The organism is Dysosmobacter segnis (genome assembly GCF_014297285.1).
Taxonomy (GTDB): Bacteria; Bacillota; Clostridia; order Oscillospirales; family Oscillospiraceae; genus Oscillibacter; species Oscillibacter segnis.
The window spans coordinates 103,593-116,851 of sequence record NZ_JACOQI010000007.1 but is presented as its reverse complement, the minus strand read 5'-3'; the positions used below and the strand labels follow the sequence as shown (position 1 = coordinate 116,851).

At 57.8% G+C, this 13,259-nt stretch carries 25 protein-coding genes; all 25 read left to right on the top strand.

Going from position 1 to position 13,259, the window contains the following annotated elements:
* Nucleotides 1-13 precede the first annotated feature (13 nt).
* Nucleotides 14-478: a GNAT family N-acetyltransferase gene (locus H8Z83_RS09095; protein ID WP_187014725.1), complete on the top strand. Its 465-nt coding sequence runs from the start codon at nucleotides 14-16 to the stop codon at nucleotides 476-478.
* A gap of 109 nt (nucleotides 479-587) precedes the next feature.
* Nucleotides 588-1,010 (top strand): HIT family protein, encoded by a 423-nt coding sequence (locus tag H8Z83_RS09090; RefSeq protein ID WP_243184856.1) that lies wholly within the window; start codon nucleotides 588-590, stop codon nucleotides 1,008-1,010.
* A gap of 522 nt (nucleotides 1,011-1,532) precedes the next feature.
* Nucleotides 1,533-1,844 carry a 30S ribosomal protein S10 gene (rpsJ, locus tag H8Z83_RS09085; RefSeq protein ID WP_187014723.1) on the top strand — a complete coding sequence of 104 codons (312 nt, stop codon included), beginning with the start codon at nucleotides 1,533-1,535 and terminating at the stop codon, nucleotides 1,842-1,844.
* A gap of 168 nt (nucleotides 1,845-2,012) precedes the next feature.
* Nucleotides 2,013-2,732: a 50S ribosomal protein L3 gene (rplC, locus tag H8Z83_RS09080; RefSeq protein ID WP_187014722.1), complete on the top strand. Its 720-nt coding sequence runs from the start codon at nucleotides 2,013-2,015 to the stop codon at nucleotides 2,730-2,732.
* Between the two features lie 18 nt (nucleotides 2,733-2,750).
* A complete protein-coding gene (rplD, locus tag H8Z83_RS09075) occupies nucleotides 2,751-3,374 on the top strand; it encodes a 50S ribosomal protein L4 (protein ID WP_187014721.1) in 624 nt (207 codons plus the stop codon).
* Nucleotides 3,371-3,667 (top strand): 50S ribosomal protein L23, encoded by a 297-nt coding sequence (gene rplW, locus H8Z83_RS09070; protein ID WP_187014720.1) that lies wholly within the window; start codon nucleotides 3,371-3,373, stop codon nucleotides 3,665-3,667. Before rplD ends, rplW begins: the two co-directional genes overlap by 4 nt.
* Before the next feature lie 17 nt (nucleotides 3,668-3,684).
* Entirely contained in the window at nucleotides 3,685-4,518 is an 834-nt protein-coding gene (rplB, locus tag H8Z83_RS09065) for a 50S ribosomal protein L2 (RefSeq protein ID WP_187014719.1), read from the top strand.
* Between the two features lie 14 nt (nucleotides 4,519-4,532).
* A complete protein-coding gene (gene rpsS, locus H8Z83_RS09060; RefSeq protein ID WP_187014718.1) occupies nucleotides 4,533-4,796 on the top strand; it encodes a 30S ribosomal protein S19 in 264 nt (87 codons plus the stop codon).
* A gap of 19 nt (nucleotides 4,797-4,815) precedes the next feature.
* The gene (gene rplV, locus H8Z83_RS09055; RefSeq protein ID WP_187014717.1) at nucleotides 4,816-5,160 is read left to right on the top strand and encodes a 50S ribosomal protein L22; all 345 of its coding nucleotides are present in this window, start codon (nucleotides 4,816-4,818) and stop codon (nucleotides 5,158-5,160) included.
* A 19-nt stretch (nucleotides 5,161-5,179) separates the two neighbouring features.
* A complete protein-coding gene (gene rpsC / locus H8Z83_RS09050) occupies nucleotides 5,180-6,064 on the top strand; it encodes a 30S ribosomal protein S3 (protein ID WP_187014716.1) in 885 nt (294 codons plus the stop codon).
* On the top strand, nucleotides 6,064-6,486 hold the full coding sequence (gene rplP, locus H8Z83_RS09045; RefSeq protein ID WP_187014715.1) for a 50S ribosomal protein L16: 423 nt from the start codon (nucleotides 6,064-6,066) through the stop codon (nucleotides 6,484-6,486). Before rpsC ends, rplP begins: the two co-directional genes overlap by 1 nt.
* 1 nt (nucleotide 6,487) lies before the next feature.
* Nucleotides 6,488-6,688, top strand: a complete 201-nt coding sequence (rpmC, locus tag H8Z83_RS09040) for a 50S ribosomal protein L29 (protein ID WP_187014714.1) — start codon at nucleotides 6,488-6,490, stop codon at nucleotides 6,686-6,688.
* Nucleotides 6,689-6,705: 17 nt separating this feature from the next.
* On the top strand, nucleotides 6,706-6,969 hold the full coding sequence (gene rpsQ / locus H8Z83_RS09035) for a 30S ribosomal protein S17 (protein ID WP_187014713.1): 264 nt from the start codon (nucleotides 6,706-6,708) through the stop codon (nucleotides 6,967-6,969).
* Nucleotides 6,970-6,981: 12 nt separating this feature from the next.
* Nucleotides 6,982-7,350, top strand: coding sequence for a 50S ribosomal protein L14 (gene rplN / locus H8Z83_RS09030; protein WP_187014712.1), 369 nt, complete (start codon nucleotides 6,982-6,984; stop codon nucleotides 7,348-7,350).
* Nucleotides 7,351-7,365: 15 nt separating this feature from the next.
* Complete coding sequence (rplX, locus tag H8Z83_RS09025; RefSeq protein ID WP_187014711.1) at nucleotides 7,366-7,677, top strand: 50S ribosomal protein L24; 312 nt, start codon at nucleotides 7,366-7,368, stop codon at nucleotides 7,675-7,677.
* Nucleotides 7,678-7,696: 19 nt separating this feature from the next.
* On the top strand, nucleotides 7,697-8,236 hold the full coding sequence (gene rplE / locus H8Z83_RS09020) for a 50S ribosomal protein L5 (RefSeq protein ID WP_187014710.1): 540 nt from the start codon (nucleotides 7,697-7,699) through the stop codon (nucleotides 8,234-8,236).
* Between the two features lie 14 nt (nucleotides 8,237-8,250).
* Nucleotides 8,251-8,436 (top strand): type Z 30S ribosomal protein S14, encoded by a 186-nt coding sequence (locus H8Z83_RS09015; protein WP_187014709.1) that lies wholly within the window; start codon nucleotides 8,251-8,253, stop codon nucleotides 8,434-8,436.
* A 292-nt stretch (nucleotides 8,437-8,728) separates the two neighbouring features.
* Nucleotides 8,729-9,127, top strand: coding sequence for a 30S ribosomal protein S8 (rpsH, locus tag H8Z83_RS09010; RefSeq protein WP_187014708.1), 399 nt, complete (start codon nucleotides 8,729-8,731; stop codon nucleotides 9,125-9,127).
* Between the two features lie 15 nt (nucleotides 9,128-9,142).
* Nucleotides 9,143-9,688: a 50S ribosomal protein L6 gene (gene rplF, locus H8Z83_RS09005; RefSeq protein ID WP_187014707.1), complete on the top strand. Its 546-nt coding sequence runs from the start codon at nucleotides 9,143-9,145 to the stop codon at nucleotides 9,686-9,688.
* A gap of 14 nt (nucleotides 9,689-9,702) precedes the next feature.
* A complete protein-coding gene (rplR, locus tag H8Z83_RS09000; RefSeq protein ID WP_187014706.1) occupies nucleotides 9,703-10,062 on the top strand; it encodes a 50S ribosomal protein L18 in 360 nt (119 codons plus the stop codon).
* Between the two features lie 18 nt (nucleotides 10,063-10,080).
* The gene (gene rpsE / locus H8Z83_RS08995) at nucleotides 10,081-10,581 is read left to right on the top strand and encodes a 30S ribosomal protein S5 (protein WP_187014705.1); all 501 of its coding nucleotides are present in this window, start codon (nucleotides 10,081-10,083) and stop codon (nucleotides 10,579-10,581) included.
* Between the two features lie 14 nt (nucleotides 10,582-10,595).
* The gene (rpmD, locus tag H8Z83_RS08990; RefSeq protein ID WP_187014704.1) at nucleotides 10,596-10,781 is read left to right on the top strand and encodes a 50S ribosomal protein L30; all 186 of its coding nucleotides are present in this window, start codon (nucleotides 10,596-10,598) and stop codon (nucleotides 10,779-10,781) included.
* 14 nt (nucleotides 10,782-10,795) lie between these two features.
* Nucleotides 10,796-11,236, top strand: a complete 441-nt coding sequence (gene rplO, locus H8Z83_RS08985) for a 50S ribosomal protein L15 (protein WP_187014703.1) — start codon at nucleotides 10,796-10,798, stop codon at nucleotides 11,234-11,236.
* Nucleotide 11,237: 1 nt separating this feature from the next.
* Entirely contained in the window at nucleotides 11,238-12,608 is a 1,371-nt protein-coding gene (gene secY, locus H8Z83_RS08980) for a preprotein translocase subunit SecY (protein ID WP_187014702.1), read from the top strand.
* An 18-nt stretch (nucleotides 12,609-12,626) separates the two neighbouring features.
* The gene (locus H8Z83_RS08975; protein ID WP_187014701.1) at nucleotides 12,627-13,259 is read left to right on the top strand and encodes an adenylate kinase; all 633 of its coding nucleotides are present in this window, start codon (nucleotides 12,627-12,629) and stop codon (nucleotides 13,257-13,259) included.

Sequence of the window (13,259 nt, the reverse complement as noted above, 5' to 3'; positions counted from 1 at the left end):
AGGAGGTAGGACCATGCTGACCATCCGGCGCTTCCAAAAAGGCGATGAGGAGACCCTCTCTGTTATGATCCGCCGCACTCTGCGGGAAGTCAATTACACCAGCCCCAAATCCGAACTGGATTACCTGATCCCCCACTATTCTCCGGAGACCATGGTTGAGCTGTCTGAGACCGGCCATACCTATGTATTGGAAGAGGACGGACAGATCGTCGGCTCCGGCACCGTCCTGCCGGACGGCGAGACGGAGGCGGAGATCGTGGCGGCCTTCCTTGCCCCGGAGAGCATCGGCAAGGGCTATGGCCGGGAGCTGTTTGAGGCGCTGGAGGCCGACGAGCTGGCGGCGAAGGCCCAGCGGGTCTGGCTGACCTCCTCGGACATGGCGCTGGGCTTTTACGAGCACATGGGCTGGGTGAATCCCAATGGCTACCGTGTCCGGGCGGGAGAGGACAACCTGCTCTATATGGAAAAACGGAAATAAACAAAACGGACCGGTTTTCCGGTCCGTTTTTTCCTTGACAAAACCGCTGGCAAGCAGTATGTTAAGGCTAACAGGGAACCGTCCCTGACTTTGAAAGGAGAAAATGCCAATGGGTTGTTTCTATTGCGATGAGCACCACGAGGGCCGGGAGGCCATTATGTTCAAGGTTGGGGAGATGAAGGCCGGTGTGCTGTATCTCTTCAAGGATCAGGCCCACAAGGGCCGCTGCGCGCTGGCTCTGAAGGCCCACAAAAAGGAACTGTGCGAGTGCACGGATCAGGAGCGGGCGGATTTTGCCGAGGATCTGGCTAAGGCCAGCGGCGCCATCAAGGAGCTGTGGGGCTGCACGAAGCTGAACTTGGGCTCCTTCGGCGACACGAATCCCCATCTGCATTTCCATATCGTCCCCAAGTATGAGGGCGGCTTTGAGTTCGGCGGGGCTTTTGCCATCACCAACCCGGAGCCGGTATACCTGACGGATGGAGAGTACCAGGAGATGATCTCCGCACTGAAGGCCAAGCTGGGTATCTGAGGACATATATAATAAGGAACACCGGGGTGCATAGCATCCCGGTGTTCTTTGTGCCGGATCGATACACCATATAATATGCGGATGCGGCCTGATCGGGAATAGAATACCGGAGCGGAAAATAGCCCGGAGGGGAACATTTGCCCCGCTGCCGTGTGCATCCGCGTACTGCCAAAAAAATTTCAAAAAAACTATGAAAAACAGAGAAAAAGGTCTTGACATTCCGCTGAATATCCGATATGATAATCAAGTCCGCGTGGTGGAAGTCTTTCTGCGCGCAGACATTGCGATGAACCGGGAGATTGCTCCGCAAGGAGGTAACTTCCGGGGAGTATGTCCGATAATCGGGCGGCTGAGAAGTCCTGTATGCGGCGTAGATCGCCATACCATGGGACAAGTACCGGCCACAGTGCCGGTCTTTTTCATGAGTAGGAATGATACGCACGGTTAAGTGTACAGAAAATTTCTCGCCGTAGGTCGTCGAGACCCGTACAACAACCTACGAAACATTTGGAGGAAATCAACATGGCACAGAAAGAAATGATCCGCATCCGCCTGAAGGCTTACGATCATCAGGTCATCGACCAGAGCGCTGAGAAGATCGTAGAGACCGCCAAGCGCACCGGCGCCCAGGTGTCCGGCCCCATCCCCCTGCCCACCAAGAAGGAGGTTGTTACCATCCTCCGCGCTGTTCATAAGTATAAGGACAGCCGTGAGCAGTTCGAGCGCCGCACCCACAAGCGCCTGATCGACATCACCAACTCCAGCCCCAAGACCGTTGAGGCTCTGATGGCTCTGGAGCTGCCCGCTGGCGTGGAGATCGAGATCAAGCTGTAATCCTCGCGATTACAAAACTTCCCAAGCTCAAAGAAGTGTAAACACTTTTTTGAATATGTTGCTCACCCAATCGCCTGTCAACTTGCGTGAGACAGGTAGGGTCATGTCGGCAGAGCAATGCGGATTCCGTATCTAAGCCGACCAATAACCTAACAGGAGGAAATACACATGAAGGCAATCATCGGCAAAAAAGTGGGCATGTCCCAGATTTTTGACGAGAACGGCCACGTGATCCCCGTCACCGTCATTGAGGCGGGACCCTGCACGGTCGTTCAGAAGAAGACTTCCGAGAAGGAAGGCTACAATGCGGTTCAGCTGGGCTACGAGGACGTGGCCGCGAAGAAGCTGACCAAGGGCGAGATGGGCCACCTGAACAAGGCTGGCGTGTCTCCCAAGAAGCACCTGCGCGAATTCGACCTGGACAACGCTGCCGAGCTGAACATCGGCGACATTGTGAAGGCTGACACCTTCCAGGCTGGCGACTTCGTTGATATCACCGGTATCAGCAAGGGCCACGGTTATCAGGGCGTCATTAAGCGCTGGGGCGCACAGCGCACCCCCACCAGCCACGGCGGCGGCCCCGTCCATCGTCACGCTGGTTCCATGGGCTCCTCTACCGATCCCTCCCGTATCTTCAAGGGCAAGATCGGCGCCGGCCACATGGGCGTGGATCAGGTGACTGTCCAGAACCTGTCCGTTGTGAAGGTTGACCCCGAGCTGAACATGCTGGTCGTCTGCGGCGCCGTTCCCGGCCCCAAGGGCGGTCTGGTGACCATCAAGAGCACCGTTAAGGTCCACAAGGTCAAGCAGGCCGGCGCTGACATCAGCAAGAACCCGCAGAAGGCTTCCGGCCGCAACCCGCAGAAGGCTTCCGCGAGAAACAAGTAAGAAAGGGGTGCTTAAAGAATGTCTTCCATGAAAGTTTTGAACATGGCCGGCGCAGAAGTCGGTACTGTGGAACTCAACGACGAGATCTTTGGCATCACGCCCAATCCCGTCGCTGTGCATGAGGTTGTGAAGAACCACCTCGCCAATTGCAGACAGGGCACTCAGAGCGCCCTCACCCGTGCTGAGGTTTCCGGCGGTGGCCGTAAGCCCTGGCGCCAGAAGGGTACCGGCCACGCCCGTCAGGGCTCTACCCGTGCTCCTCAGTGGACGCACGGCGGTATCGTGTTCGCTCCCAAGCCCCGCGATTACAGCTATGTGCTGAACAAGAAGGTCAAGCGCCTGGCGCTGAAGTCCGTCCTGTCCGCCAAGGCTGCCGAGGGCAAGCTGGTGGTCATCGACTCCATCAAGATGGATGCCATTAAGACCGCTGACTTCCGTAAGTTCCTGAGCGCTGTCAAGGTGGACGGCAAGGCCGTCGTTGTCACCCCCGAGGTGGACAACGTCATCGTCAAGAGCGCCCGCAATATCCCCGGTGTGCTGACTACCGTCGCCAACATCCTGAGCGTCTATGACATCATCAACGCCCAGTATCTGGTGGTGGATCAGGCCGCCCTCGCCAAGATCGAGGAGGTGTACGCATGATGACCGCTTACGATATCGTCATTCGCCCCATTATCACCGAGCGTGCCATGGCTGGCGCCGCTGACAAGAAGTATGTCTTCGAAGTGGCCAAGTCCGCCGGCAAGGTGGAGATCAAGAAGGCTGTTGAGGAGATCTTCGGCGTGAAGGTCGCTTCCGTCAACACCCTGAACGTCCCGGCTAAGGCCAAGCGCATGGGCGCCGGCCGTCCCGGCACCACCCGTGCCTGGAAGAAGGCTTACGTGACCCTGACCGCTGATTCTAAGACCATCGAGTTCTTCGAAGGCATGGTCTAAGGAAGGAGTAAAGCAGAATGTCTATTAAAACTTTTAAGCCGACGACTCCTTCCCGCCGTCAGATGACGGTTTCCGGTTTCGACGGCATCGACAAGAAGGCCCGTCCCGAGCCCAGCCTCACCGAGCCTCTGAAGAAGAGCTCCGGCCGCAACAGCTATGGCCGCATCACCGTCCGTCATCGCGGCGGCGGCAACAAGCGCAAGTATCGTATCATCGACTTCAAGCGCGACAAGATGGGTTCCGCCACCGTGCTGCGTCTGGAGTATGACCCCAACCGCAGCGCCAACATCGCTCTCATCGAGTATGAGGATGGCGAGAAGCGCTACATCCTGGCTCCTGTCGGCCTGAAGGCTGGTCACAAGATCATGACCGGTCCCGACGCCGATATCCTGCCCGGCAACGCACTGCCCATCGCCAACATCCCCGTTGGTACCGTGATCCACAACATCGAGCTGCATCCCGGCAACGGCGCTCAGCTGGTGCGTGCCGCCGGTACCTCCGCTCAGCTGATGGCTAAGGAAGGCGATGACGCTCAGATCCGTATGCCCTCCGGCGAGGTCCGCATCGTGCGCACCAACTGCTATGCCACCATCGGCCAGGTCGGCAACATCGAGCACGAGAACATCAACATCGGTAAGGCTGGCCGTAAGCGTCACATGGGTTGGCGTCCCACTGTCCGCGGTTCCGTCATGAACCCCAATGACCACCCCCACGGCGGCGGCGAGGGCCGTGCCCCTGTCGGCCGTTCCGGGCCTGTGACGCCTTGGGGCAAGCCCGCCCTGGGCTACAAGACCCGCAAGGGCAAGAACCCCACCAGCAAGTTCATCGTCAAGCGGCGTAACGAGAAGTAAGGAGGCAAGGTAATATGAGCAGATCTATTAAGAAAGGCCCTTATGTTGCCCCTGAGCTCCTCAAGAGAGTCGAGGCAATGAACGAGAAGAACGAGAAGAAGGTCCTCAAGACCTGGAGCCGTAGCTCCACCATCTTCCCCGCTTTCGTTGGCCACACCATCGCTGTCCATGACGGCCGGAAGCATGTGCCCGTGTATATCCAGGAGGATATGGTCGGTCACAAGCTGGGTGAGTTTGCTCCCACCCGCACCTTCCGTGGCCACACCAAGGATAAATAATTGAAGGAGGATGCTGAACATGGAAAACAAAACTGCTAAAGCGTATCTGCGCTATGTCCGCATCTCTCCCCGCAAGATCCAGATCGTCTGCGATCTGATCCGCGGCAAGGATGCCGGAACCGCTATGGCCATTCTGGCACAGACCCCCAAGGCTGCTTCCGAGCCCCTGACGAAGCTGCTGAAGTCCGCCGTGGCTAATGCCGAGAACAACTTCGGCATGGACCCCGCCAAGTTGGTGGTGTCTGAGGTGTTCGCCACCCCCGGCCCCATCCTCAAGCGTATGATGCCCCGGGCTCAGGGCCGCGCTTACCGCATTAACAAGCGCACTTCTCACGTCACCCTGGCTGTGACGGAAAAGGCATAAGAAAGGGAGGAGACAGTTTATGGGACAGAAAGTTAATCCCCATGGCCTGCGGGTCGGCGTCATCAAAGACTGGGATTCCCGTTGGTATGCCAGTGAAGAGAAGGTCGGCGACCTGATCGTCGAGGATCAGAAGATCCGCAAGTATCTCAAGAAGACTCTGTACGGTGCCGGCGTTCCCAAGATCGAGATCGAGCGCAGCAACGACATCGTTACCATCTATCTGCACTGCGCCCGTCCCGGTGTTGTCATCGGCAAGGGTGGCGAGCAAATCGAGCAGTATCGTCTGGCTGTGGAAAAGATGATCGGCAAGAAGGTCAAGCTGAACATCGTGGAAGTCCGCAACCCCGATATGAACGCTCAGCTGGTGGCTGAGAACATCGCTCAGCAGCTGGAGAAGCGTATCTCTCACCGCCGCGCCATGAAGAACTCCATGGCCCGTGCCATGCGTGCCGGCGCCAAGGGCATCAAGGTTTGCTGCTCTGGCCGTCTGGGCGGCCGCGAGATCGCTGGCGTTGAGCACTATCACGAGGGCACCATCCCCCTGCAGACCATCCGCGCCGACATTGAGTACGGCTTCGCGGAGGCTGCCACGACCTTCGGCCGCATCGGCGTGAAGGTGTGGATCTACAAGGGCGAGGTTCTCTCTCAGACCCTGCGCACCACTCCCCGCACCATGGACACCTCCAAGCCCTATCAGGAGCGTCGTGAGCGTCGTCCTCGCCGTGACGGTGATCGTCGCGGTGGTTTCGGCGGTGACCGTCGCAACGGCGGCTTCAACCGTGATCGTCAGGGCGGCTTCAACCGTCAGGGCGGTGCCGAGCGTCGTCCTCAGGGCGGCTTCCGGCCCAACACCAATCGTCCCGCTGCTCCCGCAGCCCCCGCTAAGGAAGGAGGAGCCAACTAATGTTAATGCCTAAGAGAGTCAAGTTCCGCCGTATGCAGCGGGGCCGCATGACTGGTAAAGCCACCCGTGGCAACACCGTTTCTTACGGTGAGTATGGTCTGATGGCTCTGGAACCCGGCTGGGTCAAGAGCAACCAGATCGAGGCCGCCCGTATCGCCATGACTCGTTACACCAAGCGTGGCGGTCAGGTTTGGATCAAGATCTTCCCCGACAAGTCCGTGACTATGCGTGCCGCCGACTCCCGAATGGGTTCCGGTAAAGGTACGCCTGAGTACTGGGTTGCCGTGGTGAAGCCCCAGCGTGTTATGTTTGAGATCGCTGGTGTCCCCGAGGAGATCGCTCGCGAGGCTCTGCGTCTGGCCAGCCACAAGCTGCCCATCAAGACGAAGATCGTTGCCCGCACCGAGGAAGCAGGTGAGTAAGATGAAGGCAAATGAAATCCGTAAGATGAATGCCGAGCAGCTCAATGAGAAGCTGACCGGCCTGAAGAAGGACCTGTTCATGCTCCGGATGCAGCACGCAACCAACCAGCTGGACAATCCCGTTAAGATCCGTGAAGTGAAGCACGATATTGCCCGAGTCAAGACCGTGCTGGCGGAGCTCGCCGCTTCCGATAAGCAGTAAGAAGGAGGGAAACGAGAATGAACGAAGTTAGAACTTCCTCCCGTAAGACCCGGGTAGGCAAAGTCGTTTCCGACAAGATGGATAAGACCGTGGTTGTGGCTGTGGCCGACCGCGTCGCCCATCCTCTGTACAAGAAGATCGTCGGCCGTACCTACAAGCTGAAGGCCCACGATGAAAACAATGCCTGCGGTATCGGTGATACCGTGAAGGTGATGGAGACCCGCCCCCTGTCCAAGGACAAGCGTTGGCGCGTGGTCGAGATCATCGAGAAGGCCAAGTAAGGAGGTGCCAGTATGATTCAGCAGGAAAGTTATCTGAAGGTTGCCGATAATACCGGCGCCAAGGAAATCAAGTGCATCCGCGTCCTGGGCGGTTCCACCCGGAAGTTCGGCAACATCGGCGACGTCATCGTGGCGTCTGTCCGTAAGGCCCAGCCCGGCGGCACCGTCAAGAAGGGCGAGGTGGTCAAGGCTGTCATCGTTCGCAGCGCCAAGGGTGTCCGCCGGAATGACGGTACCTATGTCCGCTTCGATGACAACGCCGCCGTCCTGATCAAGGACGACAAGAACCCCAGAGGTACCCGTATCTTTGGGCCTGTGGCTCGTGAGCTGCGCGACAAGGATTACATGAAGATCCTGTCCTTGGCTCCCGAAGTGATTTGATGGAGGGCTCGAACAATGGCTATGAACATTAAGAAGGGCGATACCATCGTCGTCCTGTCCGGCAAGGACAAGGGCAAGCAGGGCAAGGTGCTGGGCACTGTGCCCAAGAGCACCAAGATCGTGGCTGAGGGCATCAACATGGTGACCTGCCACGTCAAGCCCCGCCGTCAGGGCGAGGAGGGCGGCATCGTCAAGCGCGAGGCTGCCATCGCCGCCTGCAAGGTGCAGGTCGTCTGCCCCAAGTGCAACAAGGGTACCCGCATTGCTCACAAGATCGAGGGCGACAAGAAGATCCGCGTGTGCAAGCACTGCGGTGCGGAACTGTAAGAAAGGAGCGAGATAACAAATGGCAAGATTGAAGGAACAGTATAAAGCCGAAGTTGCTCCCGCTCTGATGAAGCAGTTCGGTTACAAGTCCGTTATGCAGATCCCCAAGATCGACAAGGTCGTTATCAACGTGGGCTGCGGCGAGGCTCGTGAAAACGCGAAGGTGCTGGACAATGTTGTGGGCGATCTGGGTAAGATCACCGGCCAGAAGGCTGTTGTCACCCGTGCTCGCAAGTCCATTGCAAACTTCAAGCTCCGTGAGGAGATGCCCATCGGCGCCAAGGTCACCCTCCGCGGCGACAAGATGTGGGAATTCCTGGATCGTCTGTTCAACGTGGCTCTGCCCCGTGTCCGTGACTTCCAGGGCATCAACCCCAACGCTTTCGATGGCCGCGGCAACTATGCCATGGGCATCAAGGAGCAGCTGATCTTCCCCGAGATCGAGTACGATAAGATCGACAAGATCCGCGGCATGGACATCATCATTGTCACCACCGCTAAGACCGATGAAGAAGGCCGCGCCCTGCTGCAGCAGGTTGGCGCTCCCTTCGCCCGCTAAGGAGGAAGACAGTAATGGCAAAGACTTCTATGAAGATCAAGCAGGCCCGTCCTGCCAAGTTCTCCACCCGCAAGTACAACCGCTGCAAGCTGTGCGGCCGTCCCCACGCCTATCTCCGGAACTACGGTGTCTGCCGTATCTGTTTCCGTGAGCTGGCTTACAAGGGCGAGATCCCCGGCGTGCGTAAGGCTTCTTTCTAAAAAAATTGAAAATGGCGCAGCAAAAAGACTTGACGAATTAAAATTTGTCTGGTATGCTGAAAAATGGGGCATTTCTGAGGAAATGCACCCATTACGCCATGTTCAGAAGTGTTTTTGGAGCCTGGCACTTATTTTCTTTAACAAAGGTCTTTGATATGGGACCTTGTTAATACGGATGGCGAAAGGTCATGACCAATTGTGCACCACGCGCGAGCGGACTGCTCCATTGGCCATGATACCTCGCTGCCGAAGCGGTCACAGACCGCAACTCTATAAATAGGAGGAACAATCCATGCATATCACCGATCCTGTTGCGGATATGCTGACCCGCGTCCGCAACGCAAACAACGCCAAGCATGAAACCGTGGATGTCCCCGCGTCCAACATGAAGAAGAGCATTGCTCAGATCCTGCTGGATGAGGGCTACATCAAGAGCTTCACCGTGGAGGATGACGGCCTGCAGGGCATGATTCACATCACGCTGAAGTACAACGCCGGCAAGGAGAAGGTCATCACCGGTCTCCGCCGTGTGTCCAAGCCCGGTCTCCGTGTTTACGTGGGCGCCGATGAGCTGCCCCGCGTGCTCCGCGGCCTGGGTATCGCCATCATCTCTACGTCCAAGGGCGTCATGACCGACAAGGCTGCTCGTGCAGCTCACGTTGGCGGCGAAGTCCTGGCATTCGTCTGGTAAGGAGGGTATCGAACAATGTCTCGAATTGGTAGAATGCCCATTACCGTTCCCGCCGGTGTTACCGTGAACGTTGCTGAGGGCAATGTGGTCACCGTCAAGGGACCTAAGGGCGAACTGACTCAGAGCCTGCGGCCTGAGATGATCATTAAACAGGAAGGTACGACGATCACCGTGGAACGTCCTTCCGACGATAAGCTGCATCGCAGCGTTCACGGCCTGACCCGCACCCTGCTCCACAACATGGTCGTCGGTGTTACCGAGGGCTTCAAGAAGGAGCTGGACGTCAACGGCGTCGGTTACCGTGTTGCCAAGGAGGGTACGAACCTGGTCATGAACCTGGGTTTCTCCCACCAGGTGATCGTTCCTGAGATTCCGGGCATCACTGTTGAGGTTCCGGGTCCCAATAAAATCATCATTCATGGATGCGACAAGCAGGCTGTCGGCCAGTTTGCTGCCGAGGTCCGCGAAAAGCGTCCTCCCGAGCCTTATAAGGGCAAGGGCATCAAGTATACTGACGAGGTCATCCGCCGTAAGGTTGGTAAGACCGGCGCCAAGAAGTAAGGAGGTGTGCCGAAATGATTACTAGACCTAATACCAATAAGCAGCGCATGAAGCGTCATAAGCGTGTTCGCGCTAAGATCTCCGGCACTCCCGTGTGCCCCCGTCTCAACGTTTTCCGCAGCGAGGCCAACATCTATGCCCAGATCATCGACGATGTGAACGGCGTGACTCTGGCTTCCGCTTCCTCTCTGGACAAGGCCATCGAAGGTTACGGCGGCAATGTGACCGCTGCTTCCGCTGTTGGCAAGCTGATCGCTGAGCGCGCTCTGGCCAAGGGCATTGAGAACGTCGTGTTTGACCGCGGCGGCTATCTCTATCACGGCCGTGTGCAGGCTCTGGCTGAGGGCGCCCGTGAAGGCGGCCTGAAATTCTAAGGGAGGAGGAAACGAGAAATGGCAAGATTTGAAAGAGAACAGAGCGAGTATATCGAAAAGCTCGTTTACCTCAACCGTGTTTCCAAGACCGTCAAGGGCGGCCGTGTCATGAAGTTCTCCGCGCTGATGGTCGTGGGCGACGGCAAGGGCAAGGTCGGCTATGGTCTGGGCAAGGCCGCTGAGGTCCCCGAGGCCATCCGTAAGGGCCTGGAAGCCGCTAAGAAGAACATGATCACTGTGACCATGTCCGGCAGCACCATTCCTCATGAGACTGTTGGCGAGGCTGGCGCCGGCCGCGTGCTGATGAAGCCCGCTGCTCCCGGTACTGGTATCATCGCCGGCGGCGCTGTGCGTGCCGTCGTCGAGGCCGCAGGCATCAGGGATATCCGTTCCAAGTGCCTGCGTTCCAACAACCCCAACAACGTCGTCGCCGCCACCTTCCAGGGCCTCAAGAGCATGCGTGGTCCTGAGGATGTCGCCCGTATCCGCGGCAAGAGCGTCGAAGAGATCGTGGGTTAAGGAGGCGCTGAGAAATGGCTAAAAATATTACGATCAAGCTCGCTAAGAGCCTGAACGGCCGCCTGGAGAAGCAGGTTGCCACCGCACATTCCCTGGGCCTGCGTAAGATCGGTGACGTCACCGTGCAGCCCGATAACGATTCCACCCGCGGCAAGATCGCCAAGATCGGCTACCTGCTGCAGGTCACCGAAGAGAAGTAAAGGAGGACGGAATCATGAAATTGAGCGAACTGTCTCCCGCTGAGGGCTCCGTCCGTAAGGCTTACCGCAAGGGCCGGGGCGCCGGCAGCGGCAATGGCAAGACCGGCGGCCGCGGCCACAAGGGTCAGAAGGCCCGTTCCGGCGGCAAGGTCCGTATTGGCTTCGAGGGCGGCCAGATGCCTCTGGCACGCCGTCTGCCCAAGCGCGGCTTCAACAACATTTTCGCAACCCCGCTGGAGATCATCAACCTGAGTGCCCTGAACGCGTTTGAGGACGGCGACGTCGTCAACGTCGAGGCTCTGCTGGCCAAGGGCATCCTGTCCAAATGCGAGTATGGCTTCAAGGTCCTGGGCAACGGCAAGGTTACCAAGAAGGTCACTGTCGAGGCTTCTGCTTTCTCCGCTTCTGCCAAGGAGGCTATCGAGGCAGCGGGCGGAAAGGCAGAGGTGAAGTAAAATGATCCAAACCATTCGCAAAGCATGGGGCATCCCTGAGCTGCGGAAAAAGATCGTTTTTACTCTCCTGATCCTGCTGATTTTCCGTCTCGGCAACGCCATCATGGTGCCCTATATCAACCGGGACGCTCTGGCCCTGCAGATGCAGGTCTGGGGCACCGGCCTGCTGGGCCTTTACAACGTGATGAGCGGCGGCGCTTTTGCCACCGCCACCGTGTTTGCCTTGAGCATCCAGCCTTATATCAACAGTTCTATTATCATCCAGTTGCTGACTGTGGCCATCCCCGCTCTGGAGCGGCTGGCCCGTGACGGCGGCGAGGAAGGTAAGAAGAAGATCCAGTCCATCACCCGCTACGCTACCGTGGCGATCGCCATTCTCCAGGCCGTTGGCTATTACTTCATGATGAAGAATTACAACCTCCTGGAGCAGGACGGCATCTGGGTGGCACTGGTCATCATCGTGACTCTGATCGCAGGTTCCTCCTTCGTGATGTGGATGGGCGAGCAGGTCACCGAGTTCGGTGTAGGCAACGGTATCTCCATCATTCTGTTCGCCGGTATTCTGGCCCGGATCCCCTCTATGGTTTCCGGCATGAAGGACGGCATCCAGAGATGGTCCGCCATCAACGCAGGCACTCTGACTGCGGAGACCCTGACCTCTGCCGGTTACACCGAGGCACAGGCGCAGGCTTACCTGAACGGCGCGCTGGCTCCCTGGAGCATTGCGCTGCTGGTCATCGGTATGCTGGCCCTGATCGCATTCATTGTCTTTATCAATGACGCTGAGCGCCGCATTCCCGTGCAGTATGCCAAGCGTCAGGTGGGCCGTAAGATGTATGGCGGCCAGAGCAGCACCCTGCCCATGAAGGTGAACATGTCCGGCGTTCTGCCTATCATCTTCGCCCAGAGCATTGCTTCTCTGCCCATCACCATCTGGACCTTCATCGGTATGCCCAAGGAAGGTACTGTGTCCTACAGCATCTACAATGCCATTGATACGAAGTCCGTCATCTACATGGTGGTGTACTTCATCATGATCATTGGCTTCAGCTATTTCTACTCCAGCATCCAGTTCAACCCCGTGGAGATCGCCAACAACCTGAAGAAGCAGGGCGGCTTCATTCCGGGCTTCCGTCCCGGCCAGCCCACCGTGCAGTTCATTCAGAAGGTCCTGAACCGGATCACCATGTTCGGTGCCATCTATCTGGGTATCGTTGCCATCTGCCCCCTGATCGTGGGCAAGATCATTGGCAACTCTTCTCTGGCCATCGGCGGCACCTCCGTCATCATCGTGGTGGGTGTTGCGCTTGAGACCGTGAAGGCACTGGAGAATCAGATGCTGATGCGTCAGTACAAGGGCTTCCTGGAATAAAAAGGAAGGCGTGCTGTCATGAAAATGATCCTGTTAGGCGCCCCCGGTGCCGGCAAGGGCACACAGGCTGAGCGCCTGTGCAAAGTGCTGAATATCCCCACCATCTCCACTGGCAACATCCTCCGGGCCGCCGTGAAAAACGGCACCCCTACCGGCAAGCAGGCGGAAGCCTACATGAAGGCCGGCAAGCTGGTCCCCGATGAGGTCATCATCGGCATCATCCATGACCGGCTGGACGAGGATGACTGCAAGAACGGCTATATCCTGGACGGCGTGCCCCGCACCATCGCTCAGGCTGAGTCTCTGGAGAAGGCCGGGATCCGGTTTGACGACGTAATCTCCATCGAGATCCCCGATGAGGCGATCATGGAGCGCATGAGCGGCCGCCGCGTCTGCGAGCACTGCGGAGCCAGCTACCATCTGGTGGCTGTGCCTCCCAAGGTGCCCGGCGTGTGCGACAGCTGCGGCGGCAAGCTGATTCAGCGTCACGATGATGAACCTGAGACGGTCAAGCACCGCCTTGAGGTCTATCATAAGGAGACGGAACCTCTCAAGGATTTCTACGCTGAGAGGGGTCTCCTGAGATCGGTGGAAAATCAACCCTCTGTGGAGGCCACAACCAAGGCCATCCTCAACGCCCTGAGGAGATGA

Coding starts and splice junctions, on each gene's coding strand:
- H8Z83_RS09090 (WP_243184856.1), top strand. CDS start 588: ATGGGTTGTTTCTATTGCGATGAGCACCACGAGGGCCGGGAGGCCATT.
- rplV (WP_187014717.1), top strand. CDS start 4,816: ATGGAAAACAAAACTGCTAAAGCGTATCTGCGCTATGTCCGCATCTCT.
- rplX (WP_187014711.1), top strand. CDS start 7,366: ATGGCTATGAACATTAAGAAGGGCGATACCATCGTCGTCCTGTCCGGC.
- secY (WP_187014702.1), top strand. CDS start 11,238: ATGATCCAAACCATTCGCAAAGCATGGGGCATCCCTGAGCTGCGGAAA.
- H8Z83_RS09095 (WP_187014725.1), top strand. CDS start 14: ATGCTGACCATCCGGCGCTTCCAAAAAGGCGATGAGGAGACCCTCTCT.
- rpmD (WP_187014704.1), top strand. CDS start 10,596: ATGGCTAAAAATATTACGATCAAGCTCGCTAAGAGCCTGAACGGCCGC.
- rpsQ (WP_187014713.1), top strand. CDS start 6,706: ATGAACGAAGTTAGAACTTCCTCCCGTAAGACCCGGGTAGGCAAAGTC.
- rplW (WP_187014720.1), top strand. CDS start 3,371: ATGATGACCGCTTACGATATCGTCATTCGCCCCATTATCACCGAGCGT.
- rplC (WP_187014722.1), top strand. CDS start 2,013: ATGAAGGCAATCATCGGCAAAAAAGTGGGCATGTCCCAGATTTTTGAC.
- rpmC (WP_187014714.1), top strand. CDS start 6,488: ATGAAGGCAAATGAAATCCGTAAGATGAATGCCGAGCAGCTCAATGAG.
- rplD (WP_187014721.1), top strand. CDS start 2,751: ATGTCTTCCATGAAAGTTTTGAACATGGCCGGCGCAGAAGTCGGTACT.
- H8Z83_RS08975 (WP_187014701.1), top strand. CDS start 12,627: ATGAAAATGATCCTGTTAGGCGCCCCCGGTGCCGGCAAGGGCACACAG.
- rpsH (WP_187014708.1), top strand. CDS start 8,729: ATGCATATCACCGATCCTGTTGCGGATATGCTGACCCGCGTCCGCAAC.
- rpsJ (WP_187014723.1), top strand. CDS start 1,533: ATGGCACAGAAAGAAATGATCCGCATCCGCCTGAAGGCTTACGATCAT.
- rplR (WP_187014706.1), top strand. CDS start 9,703: ATGATTACTAGACCTAATACCAATAAGCAGCGCATGAAGCGTCATAAG.
- rpsE (WP_187014705.1), top strand. CDS start 10,081: ATGGCAAGATTTGAAAGAGAACAGAGCGAGTATATCGAAAAGCTCGTT.
- rpsS (WP_187014718.1), top strand. CDS start 4,533: ATGAGCAGATCTATTAAGAAAGGCCCTTATGTTGCCCCTGAGCTCCTC.
- rplB (WP_187014719.1), top strand. CDS start 3,685: ATGTCTATTAAAACTTTTAAGCCGACGACTCCTTCCCGCCGTCAGATG.
- rplP (WP_187014715.1), top strand. CDS start 6,064: ATGTTAATGCCTAAGAGAGTCAAGTTCCGCCGTATGCAGCGGGGCCGC.
- rplF (WP_187014707.1), top strand. CDS start 9,143: ATGTCTCGAATTGGTAGAATGCCCATTACCGTTCCCGCCGGTGTTACC.
- H8Z83_RS09015 (WP_187014709.1), top strand. CDS start 8,251: ATGGCAAAGACTTCTATGAAGATCAAGCAGGCCCGTCCTGCCAAGTTC.
- rplO (WP_187014703.1), top strand. CDS start 10,796: ATGAAATTGAGCGAACTGTCTCCCGCTGAGGGCTCCGTCCGTAAGGCT.
- rplN (WP_187014712.1), top strand. CDS start 6,982: ATGATTCAGCAGGAAAGTTATCTGAAGGTTGCCGATAATACCGGCGCC.
- rpsC (WP_187014716.1), top strand. CDS start 5,180: ATGGGACAGAAAGTTAATCCCCATGGCCTGCGGGTCGGCGTCATCAAA.
- rplE (WP_187014710.1), top strand. CDS start 7,697: ATGGCAAGATTGAAGGAACAGTATAAAGCCGAAGTTGCTCCCGCTCTG.